This is a genomic window from Thioalkalivibrio sp. ALMg3 (assembly GCF_000381225.1).
Classification (GTDB): domain Bacteria; phylum Pseudomonadota; class Gammaproteobacteria; order Ectothiorhodospirales; family Ectothiorhodospiraceae; genus Thioalkalivibrio; species Thioalkalivibrio versutus.
Window position 1 is genome coordinate 204,940 of record NZ_KB906221.1, and the last position, 19,140, is coordinate 224,079.

Sequence of the window (19,140 nt, forward strand, 5' to 3'; positions counted from 1 at the left end):
GTGCCCCGGTCCGCCACCTGCCTTGTTGTGGCTGGTCCCGGTTCATCGCTGGGTGTTTACGTGCTTTCGGTCCGCATACTGCCCGGCGCTGACTCGCCAGCGCGCCCCGAGGTACTTTCTTGCTTGTCCAAGAAAGGACCCAAAGAAGGACACCCGGATTCCGCCCGGGAACCTCGCTCCGGACGCGCTGGGCCGGCGGCGCTGAACTCGCTACGCCTGCCGGCTCCGCTCAGACATCCAGCGCCTTCTTCCGGCCCATCACGCCCTCCGCGAGGGGCTCCATACGGGAGGCGAAGGTCAAAACCGACCGTATCCCGCGCTTCCGCCTAACCATAAGCATCGCCGCCGGAAAGCCCCGGCGCCCGCCGCGCGGGCGCGGCACGCAACGGCCACAGGCCGAGCGTGCCGAAGATGTACGAACAACTAGCCATCATCCACTGGTAGTAACGTTGGGATAGCCGTTGTTTGGACCTACCTCCCCGTTGTCGTCGCGCCGAGTGGAGAGGCTTTTCGCGGGACGATTCTAAATAGACACGGGGCGCTGGATGTCTGAGCGAAGCGCAGCGTAGCGAGTTCAGCGCCGCCCGCGAAAAGCCTCGGAGCGAGGGAAACCCCGGCCCGCACAGCGGGCCGGGGTCGCGGCAGTCGGGCGTGTTTCTTGGTTACTTCTTTGCACGAGCAAAGAAGTAACTCGCGGCGCGCTGGCGAGTCAGCGCCTGGCAGGCGGCCAGACGAAGCCACCGTAAACACCGGACGATGAACCGGGACCAGCCTTCTGGGATCGGCGCCGCACCGAGGCCACCAGAAACACCAGATGTCGAACGGGACCCAGCCAGGGCGAGCACAGCACACACACCCCAAGTGCGCCATGGGACCGGAAGGACGGGAGGCTAGTTCTGCGAGGCGGGCGGGAGCTGGATGAAGCGTTCGCGGTACAGGCGCAGTTCGTCGATCGAATCGCGGATATCCTGCATGGCCTGGTGCGACGCGTTCTTGCGCAACTGCGCGATCACGTCCGGGGCCCAGCGCCGCGCCAGCTCCTTCAAGGTGGAGACATCCAGATTGCGGTAGTGGAAGTACTGCTCCAACTCCGGCATCAGGCGCGCCATGAAGCGCCGGTCCTGGCAGATGGAATTGCCACACATCGGCGAGGCCCCCTTCGGCACATACTGCGCCAGGAACTCCAGGGTCGCCTGCTCCGCATCGCGGGTGTCCGACGAGCTGTTGCGCACCCGTTCGATCAGCCCCGATGTTCCATGGGTGCGCTGGTTCCATTCATCCATCCCCTCCAGCACCTCGGCCGGCTGGTACAGGGCAATGACTGGCCCTTCGGCCAGGATGTTAAGGTCCTTGTCGGTGACGATGGTCGCCACCTCCAGGATCCGGTCGGTTTGCGGCTCCAGACCGGTCATCTCGAGATCGATCCAGATCAGGTTTTCGGCATTCACGGCCATGTCGCGTACTCCTTCGCGGGGAGGCCGTCGTGTGACGACCACGGCCCTTTCATATGCCGCAGGAGTCTATCATCATGGTTGCGGGGCCTGTGGCCCCGGACTCCAACCCCCGTGATCAGGAGGGAACAATGCGACATACCCACGCACGTATTGCCGCCGGCACTGCCGCGCTGGCCCTGAGCCTTGGCGGCGCGAACATCGCGCTGGCGGATGACATCCGCATGGGACAGGAGCTGCACAGCGACAACTGCATCAGCTGTCACGCCGACATGGTCGGAGGCGATGGCTCCGACCTCTACACGCGATCAAACCGCATGGTCGGCTCGCACGACGAACTGGTGGCCCAGGTTAACAACTGCAATGTGAATCTCGGTACCAACTGGTTCGACGACGAGGTCAATGCCGTGGTCGCCTACCTCAACGCGGAGTACTACCAGTTCGATGACTGATCTGAAGACCAAGCACTGCCAGTCCTGCGAAGGCTTTACCAACCCGATGCCACGGGACGATGCCCAGCGCGCCCTGGGACAGCTGCACGACGCCTGGGGTATCGACGAGACCGGCAAGAGCATCCAGCGCAGCTTCAAGTTCAAGAACTTCCACGAGACCATGGCGTTCGTGAACGCCGTCGCCTGGATCGCGCATGGCGAGGATCATCACCCCGACATGGCGGTCGGCTTCAACCGCTGTGCGGTGGAGTTCTCGACCCATGCCATCGGCGGGCTGAGCGAGAATGACTTTATCTGTGCCGCGCGCGTCGATGCCCTGTTCGACTAACCCTTCCCGCCACGGCCGAGTACGAGCTTGACGCAGATCGCCCGGGTCTTCGCCCGCCACAACCAGATGGCCGACATCGCGGGGCCCGACGCGGCCCCGCGTCGGTTACGCCTGCACCGCCGCTTCCGCGACCTCGCCTGCGGCGACCTGGTCGAGCTGGATGCCACCGGCGACGAGGTGACCCGCCAGCTGGATCGCAACAACGTGCTCGTGCGCCGCGACGGCTTCGGCCGGCGCAAGGTCATCGCGGCCAATATCGACTGCGTGTGGATTGTGATCGCGCCGGAACCGGCACCCTCGCGCAACCTGATCGACCGCTTTCTGGTGGCAATCCTCAACCTGCCCGCCCGCCCCCGCCTGCTGATCAACAAGCAGGACGAGGGGCCCGCGGCCCGGCCCGAGTGGCTGGACGCCTACCGCCAGCTGGACCTGGATCCGCTATTCGTCAGCGCCAAAAGCGGGTTCGGACTGGACGACCTGGCGGCGGCTGCGGCCGGCCAGACCAACATCCTGGTCGGGCAGTCCGGTGTCGGAAAGTCCTCGCTGGTCGCCGCGCTGCTCGATCAGTACGGGATCGTCGACGCGATCGCGCCAACCACTGGCGACCTGGCCGCCTCCGGCGAGGGACGCCACACCACGGTCACCGCCCAGTGGTTTCCACTGGCCAACGGCGGCGCCTGGATTGACTCGCCCGGCGTGCGCGATTTCACGCCCGAAATCCCGTCCCTGGACACCCTGGAGCGCGGCTTCCCGGACATCGCGGAGCGCGGTGATCAATGCCGCTTCCGTGACTGCCGCCACCAGAGCGAGCCCGGTTGTGCGGTACTGGCCGCGATCGAGGCCGGCGAACTCCCCGCCGCACGCCTGCAGGCCTGGCACGCCCTCGCCGCCGAGATCCCCGCCCAGAACCGCGCGCGCGGGTAACTTTTCCTCGACGAAGCACACGAAGAACACCCAGGGTTACAAAGCGATTAACGGGAAGGGGAAGCCTGGACGAAGAAAGGCATTGGAAACCGCGTGTTCGGTGGCGCCCCGCAACGATCCGTGCGAGTCAGAGAATTCCAGTCGGGATTTCTTCCAACCTCCCAATGCCCTGTGAATCGCTTTTCCGGCCCTTCTTCGTGCCTTCGTGTACGTCGTGGTTGCACCAGACGAACTCGGAGAGCCCGCACGGTGGCGTGCAGTGAGAGTTGCGGCGGAACGTGTGGCAGGTGTCGCGGCCGGGGGGACCGGGATCAGAAGGTCAGGCCCATCTCGACGCCGATGACCGAGGAGGCCGGCTCGCGGCTCACGCCTTCAAACTCGAGGCGATCGGCCAGCCAGTTATCCGCGGAGTTCAGCGAATAGTCGTCGTAGTACAGGCTCAGGGACAGCTCGGACTGGTTCTGCAGACGCAGGCGGCCATCCAGGCTCAGGTAACCGGCGGTGCGGCCCGTCTCGCGACTGCGATCACCGTAGCCGAAGCCCAGATCCCGATCCTCGCTGGACAGGGGCTGGCGCACGCCCACCCGGAACTGGCTGTCGAAACGCCCGGAGGCGAAGGTCGGCCCGAAGCTGAAATCGGTGAAGTACGCGGTGGACTCACCGGACGGCCCGAGTTCGTTCCAGTCCGGGCGCGTCTCCATACCCACCCCAAGATTCAGGCCGTAACCGAAGCCCCCACCCAGTTCCTGGTGATAGCCACCCACCGCCTCGAACAGGCGTGTCCCGCCTAAGGCATTGTCGGCCTCGTCCAGGGCCGAGGCATCGCCGGTACTGCGCACCGACAGGCGGTAGCGCGATTCGGTGTCGCGACCCGTTTCCGGCTCGTCGCGCAACGTCACCCCCGCCCCACCGATCCCCTGGGTCTGGGGTGGCGTAACCAACGAGTAACGGTCGGCGGCGCTGGCAGCGCCCGTGCCCAGTGCGAGACCCGCAACCACCAGCGAAGCCACGAACCAGCCCGAGCGCCACGCGCGCGCACGAAGCGGCCGCAGGCATTGTGCCTGCGGCCGCTTCAGGGCTGCACCGTTCGATCCTTGTCGCGTCACACCAGCAATCCGTGTTGTCGTTCCTGGCCGCTAGCCGGGGGGCCAGCTCAGTGCACGCCCAGCGAGGACATGCATGTGTATATGGTAGACCGTTTGCCCACCGTGGTCGTTGCAATTCATCACGGTTCGATAACCGTTCTCCGCAAATCCGCGATCGCGTGCGATCTCCGCCGCGGCCCGGGCCATCTGCCCGATCACCGGGGCCTCCGCAGCGCTCAAATCGTTCAGCGTGGCAATGTGCGTTTTCGGGATCACCAGCACATGTTCGGGCGCCTGCGGATTCAGATCCTCGAAGGCCAGCACCGCGTCGTCCTCGAACACCACCCGGGCCGGGATCTCGCCCGCCACGATCTTGCAGAACACGCAATCCGTCATGCCGCTACTCCTGTATCAAAATATTACCACGCATCAATATTCGCGCCGACCCGAAAGTGCATGCGCCAGGGTGCCGGCATCGATGTACTCCAGCTCGCCGCCGCTGGGGATACCCTGGGCGATACGCGTGGTACGAATCCCGTGACGTGCGGCCATCTCCGCGAGGTAATGCGCGGTCACCTCGCCCTCTACCGACGTGTTCGTCGCCAGGATCAGCTCCTCCACACCCTCCGCCTGCAAGCGGGCCTCCAGTCGGTCGAGCCCCAGCTCCTCCGGGCCAATCCCGTCCAGCGGCGACAACCGGCCCAGCAAAACGTGAAAGCGACCGCCGAAATCCGTGGCCGACTCGATCGCCAGCACGTCGCCGGGGCTCTCTACCACGCAAACCACCCGCGAATCGCGCTCCGGGTCCGCGCAGCGCGAACAGGTCTCGGCCGAGGTCAGCGTGCGGCATACCGAGCAATGCCCGATGCGCGCCACGGCCTCGTCCACCGCCCGCGACAGGCGCCGCGCGCCCTCGCGGTCGCGCTCCAGCAAGTGCAGCGCCATACGCCGCGCCGACTTTGCCCCGACCCCGGGGAGGCAGCGCAGCGCCTGGACCAGCTCGTCCAGTTCCGCTTCCATCAGGCGCGCCCGCTCCGCCGGTTCAGAACGGCAGCTTCATGCCGGCCGGCAGGCCCATGCCCTCGGTCAGGCTGCCCATGCGCTCCTGCGTGGTGGACTCGACCTTCTGCACCGCATCGTTGATCGCGGCGGCCACCAGGTCTTCGAGCATGTCGCGATCATCGTCGAACAGGCTGGGGTCGATCTTCACGCGGCGCGCGGCGTACTTGCCGGTCAACACCACGCTGACCAGCCCGCCGCCGGCCTGGCCCTCGATCTCCATCTCGGCCAGCTCGGCCTGCACCTTCTGCATGTCTTCCTGCATCTTCTGGGCCTGCTTCATCAGGCCACCCATGCCACCTTTCATCATCGGTTCGATCTCCTGCCCCGCACAAAGGCGGGTTTGTCCGTATTCGACGGGTTAGCGCGGGGCCGACGACGCGTCGCCCGCGGAGTTGTCTTCGTTGGTTTCGCGAATGCGCACCGCGCCCAGTTCGGCGCCAAATTCCTGGCCCAGGGCCTGGACCACCGGGTCCTCGCGCATGGTCGTCTCGGCGCTAGCCTGACGCTCTGCCGAGGCCGCCGCAAGCCGCGCCGCGGGTGTCGTCTCCGACGGTTCGGACTGGTTGACAATCTCCAGGCGAAGGGAGTGCCCCAGCGTCTTCTCCAGCGCTTCCTTCAGGCGGGTCCTGGCCCGGTCGGTACATAACGTACCCGGAGCCACCGCAATCACCACGCACTCCTGGTCATGCTTGCGCAGCTCCGCGTGCAGGGCGAGTTCGCGCACCGTCCCCATGGGCAGACCCTCGGCAAAACGGTGCCAGTCGAACATCCCGTCTGCGGCCACGGCGGGTGCGACCGGTTCCGCAGTCGAAGACGCCGCCGGCGTGGCCTGTCGCGGCGACGACTCCCGGTGCGTGGGCTCATCGGCGTGCACCGGCGGTGTGGGTGCCTCCCGCGGAGGTGGCGGCTCGCTCACCCGCTCGCGGGGCGGCGGCGAGTTTTCACCGCTGCGCGAGGCCGCCTGCGCGGCCGATTTCGACACGGCCGGTTCGACTGCAGCGGGTCGCGCCGCCGCTGCGGCATTACGGGAGGGCGCGGCGCGCGGCGCAGACGCTTCCCCGCGCACCGTGGCCGGCCGGCGTTCGGCCTGGCCCTCGTCCTCCCCATACCCCGGGGCTGGCTCCGGGCGAAAGGCCAGCAGGCGCAGCAATGTCATCTCCACGCCCATGCGCGCGTCCGGCGCGTAGGGCAGATCACGCACCCCGTGGATCAGGATCTGATAGGTCAGCTGAATCGTTTCCGGGTCGACCCGGCCGGCGGCCTCGTGTGCCCAGACCAGCGCCTCCTCGCCCGCCGCCGGTGTGGCACCGGCCACCTGCTGCACCGCCACCTGATGCACCAGCGCGGCGAGCTCGTCCAGCAGGCGCGACCAGTCGGGTCCCAGCGTCTCCAGCTCCGCCAAGCCCGCCAGCAGGGCCAGGCCGTCCCCGGCAAACACCGCATCCAGCAGCGCGGCCAGTCGCGTGCGCGGGAGCAATCCAAGCATGTCGCAGGCGTCGGATTCGCTCAGGCGGTCGCCGCCATAGGCAATCGCCTGGTCGGTCAGACTCAGGGCATCGCGCATCGAGCCCTCGGCCGCCTCGCCCAGACGCAGCAGGGCACCCGGCTCCGCCTCGACGCCTTCGGCGGCCAGGATCCGGGTCAGGTGCTCGGCGATCATCGCCGGCGGCATCGGTTTCAGGTTGAACTGCAGGCAGCGCGACAGCACGGTGACCGGCAGCTTCTGCGGATCGGTCGTCGCCAGCAGGAACTTCACGTGTTCCGGCGGCTCCTCCAGAGTCTTCAACAGGGCGTTGAAGCTCTTCTCCGAGAGCATGTGTACCTCGTCGATCAGGTACACCTTGAAGCGCCCGGTGGTCGGGGCATAGGAGACGTTATCCAGCAGCTCGCGGGTATCGTCCACCCGGGTGCGCGAGGCGGCATCCACTTCGATCAAGTCGAGGTGGCGACCCTCGGCGATCTCCACGCAGGAACGGCACTCGCCGCAAGGCGTGGCCGTCACGCCGGTCTCGCAATTGAGACAGCGCGCAAGAATCCGGGCAATGGAGGTCTTGCCCACCCCGCGGGTACCGGCAAACAGGTAGGCGTGATGCAGACGTTCGCCGCTCAGGGCATTGGCCAGGGCGCGCACCACATGCGGCTGCCCGACCAGGTCCTCGAAGCGCGAGGGGCGCCACTTGCGGGCCAGAACCTGGTGACTCATGCCTCCCCCGTCAGTGGAGTCTGTTGCGTGCCCGGGTGCGGGGCAATCACCGCAGGAATCTGGGCCGCAAGGAAAAGGGTGGTGGCCCGCACCCGCCACACCCCGGCGCCCGACGCAGTTGCTACCGTTGCTCCCTTCCGGGCCTGGCGGGGTTCACAACCTGTCGTCGCGAGGGGACTGATACGGACCACCATAACGCGGACCGCGATTCGGGCTTTCCGAATCCGGGCGGCAAGCTTCCGCATTTCCGGCGGACGCGTCAACCTTGAGACGCCACAAAGGCCCGGAACTGACGATAGCCCGAAACTAACAACCGTATAGAGAACGAAAACTGGATCAATGAGAGGCCAGCCCTTATCTTGAGTCTCGCAGTCGGGCATCGCCTCGACCGAACCCAAATCTTCTTTCTGGTCTACTGCAATTAACACCCAAACAGGAGTACGAAACATGGAACTCGAAAATCGCGAAGGTCAGCGCGTCCCGGAAGTCACCTTCCGCTGCCGCAAGGACAACGACTGGAATGACGTCCGCAGCGAAGACCTGTTCAAGGGTCGCAACGTGGTCGTGTTCGCCCTGCCGGGCGCATTCACCCCGACCTGCTCGTCCGCCCACGTGCCGCGTTACAACGAGCTGGCACCGGTGCTCAAGCAGCATGGCATCGACGAGATCGTCTGCATCTCGGTCAATGATGGCTTCGTGATGGAAGCCTGGCAGGCCGATCAGCAGGCCGACCGGGTGACCTTCATCGCCGACGGTAACGGCGAATTCACCGAACAGATGGGCATGCTGGTCGACAAGAGCGACCTTGGCTTTGGTCACCGCTCCTGGCGCTACTCCATGCTGGTGCGCGACGGCGTGATCGAGAAGCAGTTCATCGAGCCGGACGAGCCGGGCGACCCCTTCGTCGTCTCCGACGCCGACACGATGCTCGCCCACGTCGCCCCGGACGCGGCCTGCCCCGAAGACGTGGTGGTCTTCACCAAGCCGGGCTGCCCGTACTGCGCCAGCGCCAAGGAGATGCTGGAGAACGCCGGTCTCGACTACGAGGAGATCGTGCTGGGTCGCGACGCCAGCCTGCGCAGCCTGCGGGCGGCTACCGGTGCGATGACCGTGCCGCAGGTATTCGTCGGCGGGCACCGCATCGGCGGCGCGGAAGATCTGCAGGAGTGGATCTCCCGCGAGAAGAAGGCGGCGTAACTCGTCACCACCACCCGGGGCGGGTCCACGGCCCGCCCCGGATGGCCATCTGCTCCCACAGGTGGCCATCCGTGTCCGGACGTCGAATCCGGACGTCCGGACACGGATGGCAAACCCTGACGACCGTAACGACGGCGGTCGTTATGCGAAACTTCGACTAAACCCAACGTTGACCGAATCCTTCGAGGAACCGACATGGAACACTACGACATCATCGTGATCGGCGGCGGCAGCGGCGGCCTGGCCGTTGCGGAACGTGCCGCCCCGCACGGCGCCCGCGTCGCCGTGTTCGATCCCAAGCCCCTGGGCGGCACCTGCGTGAACGAGGGCTGCGTCCCGAAAAAGCTCACCTGGTACGCCGCGGAGCACCTGTCGCACGCCCGCGAGGCCGGCGAGTTCGGTGTGGACGTCGAGATCAAGGGCATCCGCTATGCCGACCTGGCGAACAAACGCCAGGCAATGCTGAAGGACCTGAACAACTTCTGGTCCGGGCACCTGGAGAAGCTGGGCGTGACCCACATCCCGGAACGGGCCCGCCTGGCCGACACGAACAAGGTGGTCAGCGAGAGCGGCACCGAGTACACCGCCGAGCGCATCGTGTTGGCCATGGGTGGCGCCCCGCTGGTACCGCCGCTCGAGGGCGCCGAGCTGGGTGCCACCTCCGACGACTTCTTCGAGTGGACCGAGCTGCCGGAATCCATCGCGGTAATCGGCGGAGGCTACATCGGGCTGGAAATGGCCGGCATGTTGCGCTCCATGGGTGTGAAGACCGACGTGGTCGCCATGGAGGACCGCGTGCTGGAGATCGCCGACCCGATGATCTCGCAGACGCTGGACCAGCACATGGAGCACCAGGGCATCGAACGCCACCTAGGCATGAAGGCCGCGGGTCTGGGCGGCAAGCCCGGCGCGGTCACCGTCAAACTGGAAGGCGGCAAGGAACTGGGCCCGTACGAGAAGGTGCTGTGGGCCGTCGGCCGCAAGCCGGCCACCCAGGACATGGGCCTGGAAGAGGTCGGCGTCGAGATCGCCCGCGGCGGCACCATCCCGGTAGACGAGTGGCAGGCGACCAATGTCGAGGGCATCTACGCCCTGGGCGATATCATCGGCAAGGGGCCGCTGACCCCCGTGGCCATCGCCGCCGGTCGCCGCCTGGCCGCGCACTGGTATGCCCCGGAGACGAACCCCGTGCCGGTGGACTACGACCAGATCCCCACGGTCACCTTTACGCACCCGACCGCGGGCATGGTGGGCCTGACCGAGCCGCAGGCAGTGGAGAAGCACGGAGACAAGGTGCGTATCTACGAGACCCAGTTCGGCGGCCTGAACCGCGCCTTCGCCGAGGGCGAGCTGCCGCCGGTGGCAATGAAGCTGGTCTGCGTCGGGGACGACGAAAAGGTGGTGGGCATCCACATGATCGGCGCCAATGTCGACGAGATGCTGCAGGGTTTCGCGGTGGCCGTGCGCATGGGCGCGACCAAGCGCGACCTGGACCTGACCATCCCGCTGCACCCGACCAGCGCCGAGGAACTGGTCACCCTGAAGGAAGGCCGCCCGGGCCGCCAGGAAGGCATTGCCAAGGCCGCCTGAGGGTCACGCCGTTCTCCCCACGTAAAACGCCGCCCCGGCAACCAACCGGGGCGGCGTCAAGACGTTATCTCGTGGGCCGTCTGTGCCCGTATTTTCTAGAATCGCCAGCCAACCGAGGCAGTAAACGCGTCGACCTTGTAGTCGCTGTCGAAGTCATAGCGTTCGTACTCGGCGCGAATCAGGAAGCTGTCCAGATTCACCTGAGCACCGAGTCCGTAGACCGGATCCACGCCATCGTTGTCGCGCAGGGTGATGCTCTCATCACCCAGGTTGCCCCGGACGTCTGCATCCCACTTGGCGAGGCCCGCCTTCGCAAAGAACTCGAAATGCTGCCCGATCGGCAGTTTGCCGAGGACGCTCGCGCCATAGGCTCGGGACTTGATGTCGGTATGCGCACCGGACTCGTCACCGCGCAGCTTCACCTTTCCGAGATCCGAGTAGAACCCCTCGACCCCTACATACGGATTGAAGTTGTACCCGACAAACCCGCGCCAGACGTTGTCGTCGTCGTCCAGGCGGTAGTCCGAGGCCCCGGAACCGATGAAATCGGCGACTTCGTCGCGGTCGTTCTTCAGAGCGCTGAAACCGGTACCGAGCCCCATGTACAGGCCCTCGCCCCGATCAGACTCATCTGCCATCACCACTTGGGGCGCCAGGATCCCTGCAGCGGCCACCACAACCGTGTTCAACAAAATCTTTTTCATCTTCGCGTCTCCTTCCTGATCGTGCTCGAAATGTAAAATTTCTTGACTCCCATAAAGACGCCGGCGATTTTCCCGAACCACCCCAGTTTGGGAAAGCAGAAATGCGTGACTCATTTTTAAACACGTGAAAAAAGCACCACCCCGAGACCCGACTCGTGATACCGCGCACACCCACAGAACCCAAAGAAAAAGGCTGATGGGCGAACCGCCATCCGCTCATGGCGACCCACCCACCAGCCTTTTGTTTCCTGATCGCTGCATCCGTTTGACCGAGTCCCTTTCCGACCCGGCCCCACGGCACGGCGACCTCTGATCAGTCCATATCGTGCGCCGGATCCTCCTCGGAGAACGCGTCGTCATGCCCCCCGCGGCCGGATTCGCCCTCTTGCACCTCATCCTCGCGCAGATCCTCGATCCAGCCACGCAGGTCCTCGTCCACCTCCTCGACCGTCTCGTCCACTGCCTCGCCGGCCTCCTGCGCCGGGCCCGGATCGGAACAGCCCGCCAGCATGCCGCCAAGCACCAGGGCTACCGCATATACCGGCAGCGACAGGAATCGCGACGGACCGTCCGCATCCTTGCATGATTTTCGGATAACGCTGCTCATTGCATTTTCCCTCCAGGAATTCTTTTCCAGGGCGCGCCGATCAATGCTTCCCAATCCATCGAAAAGGCAACATTCTTTTACCGACGCCGGCGACCTCTATCTCGGCATACACCGAAGCCGTCCTGAACAGGTTCACATTTCCCGACCGGACACACGTTCATCCGATTGAAAACCCATAGCGAGCATCACCCACCTGCCCCCAGTGTGTCCTTGGTGGATACGCCAGGTCGCCCATGGGAATCCGGAACTGAGAACTGGTACGCCAAGCCGAATACAAGAAGCCATGGGACAGCGAATTCTGGCCTACACTGAAATTTCAAACGAGTCGAAAGGAGAGAACCAATGCTGGGATGGGCACTACTTTTCCTGATCGTTGCGATCGTCGCGGGCGCGCTGGGGCTGAGCGGGATTGCCGGGGCCGCCACGCAAATCGCCTGGATCCTGTTTGTCGTGGGCCTGATCCTGGCGGTGGTGTTCTTCGTCACCGGCAGGCGCCCCCCGGTGTAACGAAGGCTTGCTGACGACCGGGGCGAATGCGAACACGTCGGCATTCGCATTTGCCTCCGTTACGCCGCGGGCCGGTGTAACGAGAAGAAACACCCACGTTACGCAACGTAACGCACGGAACAGACCGCTTGGCCACAACCTGCTGATTCGCGGGGGCCAAAGAATTGGCGTGCAACTTGCAGCAGACTCCCGAGACGTGAACACCATCACTTTGGGGATGCCGCTACCGCCATGTCCGACGCGCTCGACAGCACCCGGGAGTTCCTCGGCGCCCACGCCCCGTTCGACCAGCTCGAGACGGATGCGCTGGAGTTCCTGCTGCCCCGCCTGGAGAGCCGCTTCTACGCGCGTGGCGCGCGCATCACCGACCCCGAGGCCGGTCCGGCCCAGCGTTTCCACATCATCCGCCAGGGCCGCATCCGCGGCGAGACCCCCAGCGAGGACGAACAGCTCTCCGGCAAGGCCTGGGAGCTGATCCCCGGCGAATGCTTCCCGATCGGCGCGCTGCTCGGCCGCCGCGCGGTACATACCGTGCATCGCGCAGCGGAGGACACCGTCTGCCTGGAACTGAGCCTGGAGGACTTCGACCGCCTGCGCGCCCGTTCGCGGGTCTTTAACGACTTCTGCACGCGCCGCCTGGCCAACCTGCTGGACCGCCTGCAGCAGGGCCTGGACACCCTGTCCGCCCGCGACGGTGGCGCCGGACAACTCAATACGCCGCTGGTCCTGCGCCTGGCGCGCAGCCCGGTTACCTGCCGCCCGGACACCCGGCTGCGCGAGGTCCTGACCACCATGCGCGACGAGCGGGTCGGCTCCATCGTCGCGGTCGACGACAACCAGCGGCCGGTGGGCATCTTCACCCTGCATGACCTGCTCTCGCGCGTGGCGCTCGCGGATGTCGACCTCGACACCCCGGTCGCGGCCGTGATGACCCCCGACCCGGTGGCGCTGGAGGAGAGCACCCCGGGCTTCGAGGGTATCGAGGCGATGACCGAGCACGGGATGACCCACCTGTGTGTGGTGCGCGACGGCCGCCTGGTCGGCGTGCTGGGCGAGCGCGACCTGCTGACCAGTCAGCCGCTGACCCTGGACGGTCTGGTGCGCGCGATCCGCCGCGCCGACTCTGTCACCGCCGTCGCCGAGCGCCTGCGCCAGGTGCCACGCCTGATTGAGGCCGTGGCCGGCCAGGGCGCAGAAGCCGATCAGGTCCTGCGCCTGATCACGCGTCTCAACGAACACGCCACCCGCCGGGTGCTGGCCCTGTTGCGGCCGCAGCACGAGGCCATCGAGGGCATCGACTTCACTTGGCTGGCGTTCGGCTCCCAGGCGCGCGAGGAGCAGGCCCTGGTCACGGACCAGGACAACGGCATCCTGTTCGACGCCGAGGCAGGCGACGCGGACGCGATCCGCGAGCGCCTGCTGCCGTACGCGAAGGACGTGAACCAGGCGCTGGCCGAGTGCGGGTTCATGCTGTGCCCCGGCAACATCATGGCCGGCAACCCGGAGTGCTGCCTGAGCGGCCCGGAGTGGGATCAGCGTTTCACCCGCTGGATCGAGCAGGGCACGCCGGAGCACCTGCTCAAGAGCAGCATCTTCTTCGATCTGCGCGCGGTGGACGGCGATGCCGGACCCGTCGAGGCGCTGCGCACCCGCCTGCTGCAGAAGACCGCCTTCAACAGCCGCTTCCGCCGCCAGATGGCCGCCAACCAGCAGATGTTCCGCCCACCGCTGGGTCTGTTCGGCGAGATCAAGAGCGGGTCCAACGGAATCGATATCAAGAAACAGGGGCTCACGCCCTTCGTCGACGGCGCACGGGTGATCGCGCTGGCGGCCGAGTTGCCGGCCACACGCACCCACGAACGTCTGGACCAGGCCGTTGCGGCCGACGTAATGCGCGCCGCCGATGCCCAGGACTACCACGCCGCACTGCGCTACCTGCAGATGCTGCGCCTGCGCGCCCAGCAAAAGGCGCTGCGCGAGGGACGCGACGACGACAACCGAATCCGGCCGGAAGAGCTGGGTGCCCTGGAGGGACGGGTGCTCAAGGAGAGTTTCCGGCAGGCCCGCAAGCTGCAGGGACAGCTTGAGGTGCAATACCAGCTGTGATGGAACACGGCAAACAACAAAACCTTACGAGAGGAGCATCGTCATGTCACAAGAAGACCTGAGCCGGCAGGCCTACTGGCGGGCGCATCTGCGTCTGCTGGGCATCTGCCTGGCCATCTGGTTCCTGGTGTCGTTCGTGCTGGGCATTCTGGTCTCCCAGCCGCTGAACGCGTTCCAGCTGGGGGGCTATCCGCTGGGCTTCTGGTTCGCGCAACAGGGCTCGATCTACACCTTCATCATCCTGATCTTCGTTTATGCCTGGCGCATGAACGTCCTGGATCGCAAGTTCAACGTCCACGAGGAGTAAGCCTGTCATGGATCAACAGACTCTAAGCCTGCTCGTGGTCGGGGCGACCTTCGCCCTGTACATCGGCATCGCCATCTGGGCGCGCGCCGGTTCGACCAGCGAGTTCTACGTCGCCGGGCGCGGCATTAACCCGATCGCCAACGGCATGGCCACGGCCGCGGACTGGATGTCCGCCGCGTCGTTCATCTCCATGGCCGGCCTGATCGCGTTCCTCGGCTTCACCGGGGGTGCGTACCTGATGGGCTGGACCGGCGGCTACGTGCTGATGGCACTGCTGCTGGCCCCGTACCTGCGCAAGTTCGGGAAGTTCACGGTGCCGGAATTCATCGGTGACCGCTTCTACTCGAAGACCGCGCGCATTATCGCGGTGATCTCCCTGATCGTGATGTCCGTGACCTACGTGATCGGGCAGATGCGCGGGGTCGGGATCGCCTTCTCCAACATCCTGGAAGTGCCACTGGCCACCGGCCTGATCGCCGGCATGACCGTGGTGTTCATCTACGCCGTACTCGGCGGGATGAAAGGCATCACCTACACCCAGATCGCGCAGTACGTGATCATGATCTTTGCCTACACGGTGCCGGCGATCTTCATTGCCATCACCCTGACCGGCAATCCGGTCCCGCAGCTGGGACTGGGCTCCACCCTGCAGGGGACGGATACCTACCTGCTGGAGGCGCTGGACCAGACCATGGTCGATCTGGGCTTCCACGCCTACACCGAAGTGGGCGGCATGAGCATGCTCAACATGTTCCTGCTGACGCTGGCGCTGATGATCGGTACCGCGGGCCTGCCGCACGTAATCATCCGCTTCTTCACCGTTCCGCGCGTGCGTGATGCCCGCAAGTCCGCCGGCTGGGCGCTGGTGTTCATCGGCATCCTCTACACCACCGCCCCGGCAGTCGGCGCGATGGCCATCTGGAACCTGGTGAACACCGTCCACCCGGGCGAGATCGGCACCGAAGAGGGGCATCTGGCCCATGCGGACCGGCCGGCGTGGATGGAGCGCTGGGAACAGACCGGCCTGCTTGCCTTTGAGGACAAGAACGACGACGGCGTGATCCAGTACTACAACGACGGCAACGAAGAGTTCGCGGCTTTCGCCGAAGAGGAATACGGCTGGGAAGGTTCCGAGATCGTCACCCTCGACCGCGACATCATGGTGCTGGCCAACCCCGAGATCGCCGGGCTTCCGGGCTGGGTCATCGCACTGGTCGCAGCGGGCGGTATCGCCGCTGCACTGTCGACCGCAGCGGGACTGCTGCTGGCCATTGCATCGGCCATCTCGCATGACTTGCTGAAGGGCGTGTTCATGCCAAGGATCAGCGAGAAGAGAGAGCTCATGGCCGGACGTATCGCCATGGGTGTCGCGATCCTGTTCGCCGGTTATCTGGGGCTGAATCCACCCGGCTTCGCGGCCGAGGTGGTGGCACTGGCCTTCGGTCTCGCCGCGGCCTCGCTGTTCCCGACCCTGATGATGGGCATCTTCATGAAGAAGATGAACAAGGAAGGCGCGATCGCCGGCATGCTGGTGGGTCTGCTGACCACCCTTCTGTACATCTTCACGTACAAGGGCTGGTTCTTCTTCTCCGGCACCGCCATGCTCCCGGACACCCCGGAAGGCTGGCTGCTGGGCGTGAACCCGACCGGCTTCGGCGCCATCGGTGCGGTCTTCAACTTCGTCACCGCCTACATCGTGATGAAGCTGACCAAGGAACCCCCGCAGGACATCCAGGACCTGGTGGAAAGCGTGCGCGTACCGCGTACCGAAAGCTGATGGACGGCCCCGCCATGCCCGGAAACATCGGCATGGCGGGGTCCCCGCCACCATGACTGGATGGTCATTCGATAGTAGAAAAGAGGGGGTCGGCTCGGGTGCACCGGGTCGGCCCCTTTTATCGGACACAGTGTCTGCGGGCCAAGCGGCAATCGACCCCACCCCGGTCGATTGCCGGTTGCCCCACCCCACACGGACCCACGCATGAACGGCGAACTCGAAGAGATCCGCGAGTTTCTCGACCACTGCCCCGATCTGGCCCCCCTGCCAAAGGCCAGCCGGGATGCCTTTCTGCGCCAGCTCACTCTGCGCTACCTGCGTGAGGGCACCAGCTTTCCCCCGGACGCCGAACCCGGCCTGTGGATCGTGCGCACCGGCACGCTGGAGATCCGCGACGCGCAGGACACCCTGCACGACCGCCTGGGCGAGGGCGATCTGGTGCACATCCCCAACACCCCGGCGCGCCCGCTGGGCCCGGTCACCGAGGACGCCCTGGTCTACCACCTGCCGCTGGATCGCGCCCTTGAGCTGGCCGCGCGCGACGACACCATCGCCCAGTTCCTCGACGCCGACGCCCCGCGCCCACTGGCCACCGACCGCACAGCACAGGGCGGGCACGGGGACCGCAGCCTGCTAACCACGCCAGTGCGCGCCCTGATGACCTGCGACCCGATACTGGCGGTCAGCACGCTCAGCCTGCGCGAGGCCGCGCGCCTGATGGACCGCGGCGACATTTCCGCGCTGCTGCTGCACACGCCCGAGCGCCCGGGCGAACCCTGCGGCATCCTCACCGACACCGACCTGCGCCGTGCGGTCGCCAACGGCGTGGACCCCGGCCAGCCCGTTGCCGAATCCATGGCCAGCCCGCTGACCACGGTTGAGCGCGGCACCCCCGCCTTCGAGGCCCTGCTGCGCATGGCGCGCCACGACATCCACCACCTCCCGGTCGTCCACGAGGCCGACGGGACCCTGGCCGGCATCCTCTCCAGCACCGACCTGATCCGCCACCAGGGCACCAGCGCCATCTACCTGGTGCGCGACCTGCGCCGTGCCGACGACCTTGCCGGCCTGCAGGGCGTAATGCAGGCCCTGCCCCAGTTGCAGGTGCAACTGGTGGAGGCCGGCGCCGACGCCGCCCAACTCACCCAGACTGTTACCACGGTGATCGACACACTCACCCAGCGCCTGATCGAGCTGGACGAACGCGACCGCGGCCCGGCCCCCTGCGCGTTTGCCTGGCTTGCGAGCGGCAGCCAGGGCCGCCACGAGCAGACCGTGTTCACTGACCAGGACACCGCTCTCATCATTGCCGATGACGCCTCGCCGGACGTCGACGTCTGGTTCGCGGAGCTTGCCCGCGGGGTAACCGCCGGCCTCGACGCCTGCGGCATCCGCGCCTGCCCCGGCGATGTCGATCCCACCCATCCCGACTGGCGCCGACCCGCGGCTGACTGGGCGCGCGAGATGGAACGCGTGCTGCACCACCCGGCCCCACGCGATGCGATGCTGGCCACCCACTACCTCGACATGCGCGTGATCCACGGTGCGGCCGAACTGTTCGAACCATTGCGCCAACAGGCATTGGAGGTTGGTGCGCGCCACGAGGCCCTGCTGAGCACCCTGGCCGACCAGGCGCGCAACCTGCCCCCACCGCTCGGCTTCTTCCGCCAGTTCGTGCTGGAGGACAGCGGCGCACACGCCGACACCCTCGACCTGAAGATGCGTGGGCTGCTGCCGATCGTCGCCATGGCACGGGTCTTTGCCCTACACGCCGGCAGCGCGGCACGCAGCACGGTGGAACGCCTGAGCGCCGCGGCCCGAGCGGGGGTTATCAACGAGAGCACGGCCGAAAACCTGGCCGATGCCTGGCTGTACATCGCTAACCTGCGCGCCCGTCATCAGGCTCGCCAGATCCGCAACGGCCAGCCCCCGGACAACGCGCTGGACCCGGCCGGACTGTCCACCCTGGAGCGCAGTCACCTGAAGACCGCCTTCCGCCTGGTGAACGACGCCCGCAAGACGGCCCTCTGATGGTCTGCCCTCTGCACGCTGCCGCATGGCTCCGCCCGCCTGGCCACTGGCGCTTCTGCCGCGCCCGGCGTCGGGCTGCGCGCCGCGCCCCACCGGGCCCGCTGCGCGAGCTCCTCGAGGCCCCCATGCCGCCCGCCGGCCAGCCGGTGGCCGCCAGCCGCTTTCTCGCAGTGGATCTGGAAACCACCGGCCTGGACCCGGAACACGACCGCATCCTGAGCATGGGCTGGGTGGCAATGGAGGGCCCGCGCATCGACCTCGCCACTGCGGACCAGCGCCTGGTGCGCGCGGAAGGGCCCGTGCCGGAGGCCAGCGCCGTCATCCACCGCATCACCGATCAGCGCGCCGCCAGCGGGGTACCGCTGGACGAGGCCCTGAACGCCCTGTTCCACGCGCTCGCCGGGCGCGTCATGGTGGCGCACCACGCGGCCCTGGAGATCGGCTTCCTTGAGCAGGCCTGCCAGCGCCTGTATGGCGTAAGCGCCCCGCTGGCCATCGTGGACACGCTGCGCCTGGCGGAGACGGCCCTGCGCCGCGCCGGCCAGCCGATCCCGGCCCACGGGCTGCGCCTGCATACCCTGCGCGCGCGCTACAACCTGCCGGCCTATCGCGCGCACGACGCGTTGTTCGACGCCATCGCCGCGGGCGAACTGTTCGCCGCGCTGCTGAGCCGGCAATCGCCGGACGGAAAACTGCCACTGGGGCGCGTGCTGTTCCGCCCCGCGTGGCTCTGGTAAGCGCGGCCAGCGCCCGGTTCGCATGCTATCCTCGCACCCACCAAAGGGGCTGGCGGTTGGCCACTCCCATAC

At 66.4% G+C, this 19,140-nt stretch carries 19 protein-coding genes, 1 other RNA gene and 1 pseudogene; 11 read left to right on the forward strand and 10 right to left on the reverse strand.

Annotated elements, in window-relative coordinates:
* Positions 1-229: 229 nt before the first annotated feature.
* Together F622_RS14280 and orn are read right to left on the reverse strand one after the other, a co-directional pair.
* Positions 230-434 (reverse strand): annotated as a pseudogene (locus F622_RS14280) (hypothetical protein).
* 456 nt (positions 435-890) lie between these two features.
* Positions 891-1,454 carry an oligoribonuclease gene (gene orn / locus F622_RS0104840; protein ID WP_018951159.1) on the reverse strand — a complete coding sequence of 188 codons (564 nt, stop codon included), beginning with the start codon at positions 1,452-1,454 and terminating at the stop codon, positions 891-893.
* A gap of 128 nt (positions 1,455-1,582) precedes the next feature.
* Between orn and F622_RS0104845 the strand changes: the two genes are divergently transcribed.
* Genes F622_RS0104845 through rsgA form a run of 3 tightly spaced genes read left to right on the forward strand, consistent with a single transcriptional unit; the run spans position 1,583 to position 3,155 of the window.
* On the forward strand, positions 1,583-1,903 hold the full coding sequence (locus F622_RS0104845) for a cytochrome c (protein ID WP_019571446.1): 321 nt from the start codon (positions 1,583-1,585) through the stop codon (positions 1,901-1,903).
* Positions 1,896-2,231, forward strand: coding sequence for a 4a-hydroxytetrahydrobiopterin dehydratase (locus tag F622_RS0104850; protein WP_018169366.1), 336 nt, complete (start codon positions 1,896-1,898; stop codon positions 2,229-2,231). Before F622_RS0104845 ends, F622_RS0104850 begins: the two co-directional genes overlap by 8 nt.
* A 27-nt stretch (positions 2,232-2,258) precedes the next feature.
* Positions 2,259-3,155 carry a ribosome small subunit-dependent GTPase A gene (rsgA, locus tag F622_RS0104855; RefSeq protein ID WP_018176408.1) on the forward strand — a complete coding sequence of 299 codons (897 nt, stop codon included), beginning with the start codon at positions 2,259-2,261 and terminating at the stop codon, positions 3,153-3,155.
* 311 nt (positions 3,156-3,466) lie between these two features.
* Here rsgA and F622_RS0104860 read toward each other — a convergent pair whose 3' ends face one another.
* The 6 genes from F622_RS0104860 to ffs form a co-directional block, all read right to left on the reverse strand.
* On the reverse strand, positions 3,467-4,261 hold the full coding sequence (locus F622_RS0104860) for a hypothetical protein (RefSeq protein ID WP_019571447.1): 795 nt from the start codon (positions 4,259-4,261) through the stop codon (positions 3,467-3,469).
* Positions 4,262-4,291: 30 nt separating this feature from the next.
* Positions 4,292-4,636, reverse strand: coding sequence for a histidine triad nucleotide-binding protein (locus tag F622_RS0104865; protein WP_018169363.1), 345 nt, complete (start codon positions 4,634-4,636; stop codon positions 4,292-4,294).
* A gap of 33 nt (positions 4,637-4,669) precedes the next feature.
* Positions 4,670-5,260: a recombination mediator RecR gene (recR, locus tag F622_RS0104870; protein WP_018146145.1), complete on the reverse strand. Its 591-nt coding sequence runs from the start codon at positions 5,258-5,260 to the stop codon at positions 4,670-4,672.
* A 22-nt stretch (positions 5,261-5,282) separates the two neighbouring features.
* On the reverse strand, positions 5,283-5,609 hold the full coding sequence (locus F622_RS0104875) for a YbaB/EbfC family nucleoid-associated protein (RefSeq protein ID WP_018146146.1): 327 nt from the start codon (positions 5,607-5,609) through the stop codon (positions 5,283-5,285).
* Between the two features lie 51 nt (positions 5,610-5,660).
* Complete coding sequence (dnaX, locus tag F622_RS0104880) at positions 5,661-7,505, reverse strand: DNA polymerase III subunit gamma/tau (RefSeq protein WP_018176410.1); 1,845 nt, start codon at positions 7,503-7,505, stop codon at positions 5,661-5,663.
* Between the two features lie 86 nt (positions 7,506-7,591).
* Positions 7,592-7,688: signal recognition particle sRNA small type (gene ffs / locus F622_RS13725), an RNA gene on the reverse strand.
* A gap of 264 nt (positions 7,689-7,952) precedes the next feature.
* Here ffs and F622_RS0104885 point away from each other — a divergent pair.
* Entirely contained in the window at positions 7,953-8,702 is a 750-nt protein-coding gene (locus F622_RS0104885) for a glutathione peroxidase (RefSeq protein ID WP_018169361.1), read from the forward strand.
* A 195-nt stretch (positions 8,703-8,897) separates the two neighbouring features.
* On the forward strand, positions 8,898-10,292 hold the full coding sequence (gorA, locus tag F622_RS0104890) for a glutathione-disulfide reductase (RefSeq protein ID WP_018169360.1): 1,395 nt from the start codon (positions 8,898-8,900) through the stop codon (positions 10,290-10,292).
* Between the two features lie 95 nt (positions 10,293-10,387).
* Here the strand turns inward: gorA and F622_RS0104895 are convergent, their stop codons facing one another.
* Complete coding sequence (locus F622_RS0104895; protein ID WP_018169359.1) at positions 10,388-10,996, reverse strand: porin family protein; 609 nt, start codon at positions 10,994-10,996, stop codon at positions 10,388-10,390.
* Positions 10,997-11,309: 313 nt separating this feature from the next.
* Complete coding sequence (locus F622_RS0104900) at positions 11,310-11,603, reverse strand: hypothetical protein (protein WP_018169358.1); 294 nt, start codon at positions 11,601-11,603, stop codon at positions 11,310-11,312.
* A 342-nt stretch (positions 11,604-11,945) separates the two neighbouring features.
* On the opposite strand from F622_RS0104900, the gene F622_RS13730 reads away from it, so the two are divergent.
* The 6 genes from F622_RS13730 to F622_RS0104930 all read left to right on the forward strand — a co-directional run bounded on the left by F622_RS13730 (position 11,946) and on the right by F622_RS0104930 (position 19,068).
* Positions 11,946-12,110: a DUF1328 domain-containing protein gene (locus F622_RS13730; protein ID WP_018146152.1), complete on the forward strand. Its 165-nt coding sequence runs from the start codon at positions 11,946-11,948 to the stop codon at positions 12,108-12,110.
* A gap of 231 nt (positions 12,111-12,341) precedes the next feature.
* Complete coding sequence (locus F622_RS0104910) at positions 12,342-14,216, forward strand: DUF294 nucleotidyltransferase-like domain-containing protein (RefSeq protein WP_019571448.1); 1,875 nt, start codon at positions 12,342-12,344, stop codon at positions 14,214-14,216.
* 43 nt (positions 14,217-14,259) lie between these two features.
* Positions 14,260-14,523 (forward strand): DUF4212 domain-containing protein, encoded by a 264-nt coding sequence (locus F622_RS0104915; protein ID WP_018146154.1) that lies wholly within the window; start codon positions 14,260-14,262, stop codon positions 14,521-14,523.
* 7 nt (positions 14,524-14,530) lie between these two features.
* Positions 14,531-16,300 carry a sodium:solute symporter family protein gene (locus F622_RS0104920; RefSeq protein ID WP_019571449.1) on the forward strand — a complete coding sequence of 590 codons (1,770 nt, stop codon included), beginning with the start codon at positions 14,531-14,533 and terminating at the stop codon, positions 16,298-16,300.
* A 204-nt stretch (positions 16,301-16,504) separates the two neighbouring features.
* Positions 16,505-18,331 carry a putative nucleotidyltransferase substrate binding domain-containing protein gene (locus F622_RS0104925; protein WP_019571450.1) on the forward strand — a complete coding sequence of 609 codons (1,827 nt, stop codon included), beginning with the start codon at positions 16,505-16,507 and terminating at the stop codon, positions 18,329-18,331.
* Between the two features lie 125 nt (positions 18,332-18,456).
* Positions 18,457-19,068, forward strand: a complete 612-nt coding sequence (locus tag F622_RS0104930; protein WP_018176416.1) for a 3'-5' exonuclease — start codon at positions 18,457-18,459, stop codon at positions 19,066-19,068.
* The last annotated feature ends 72 nt before the right edge of the window (positions 19,069-19,140 follow it).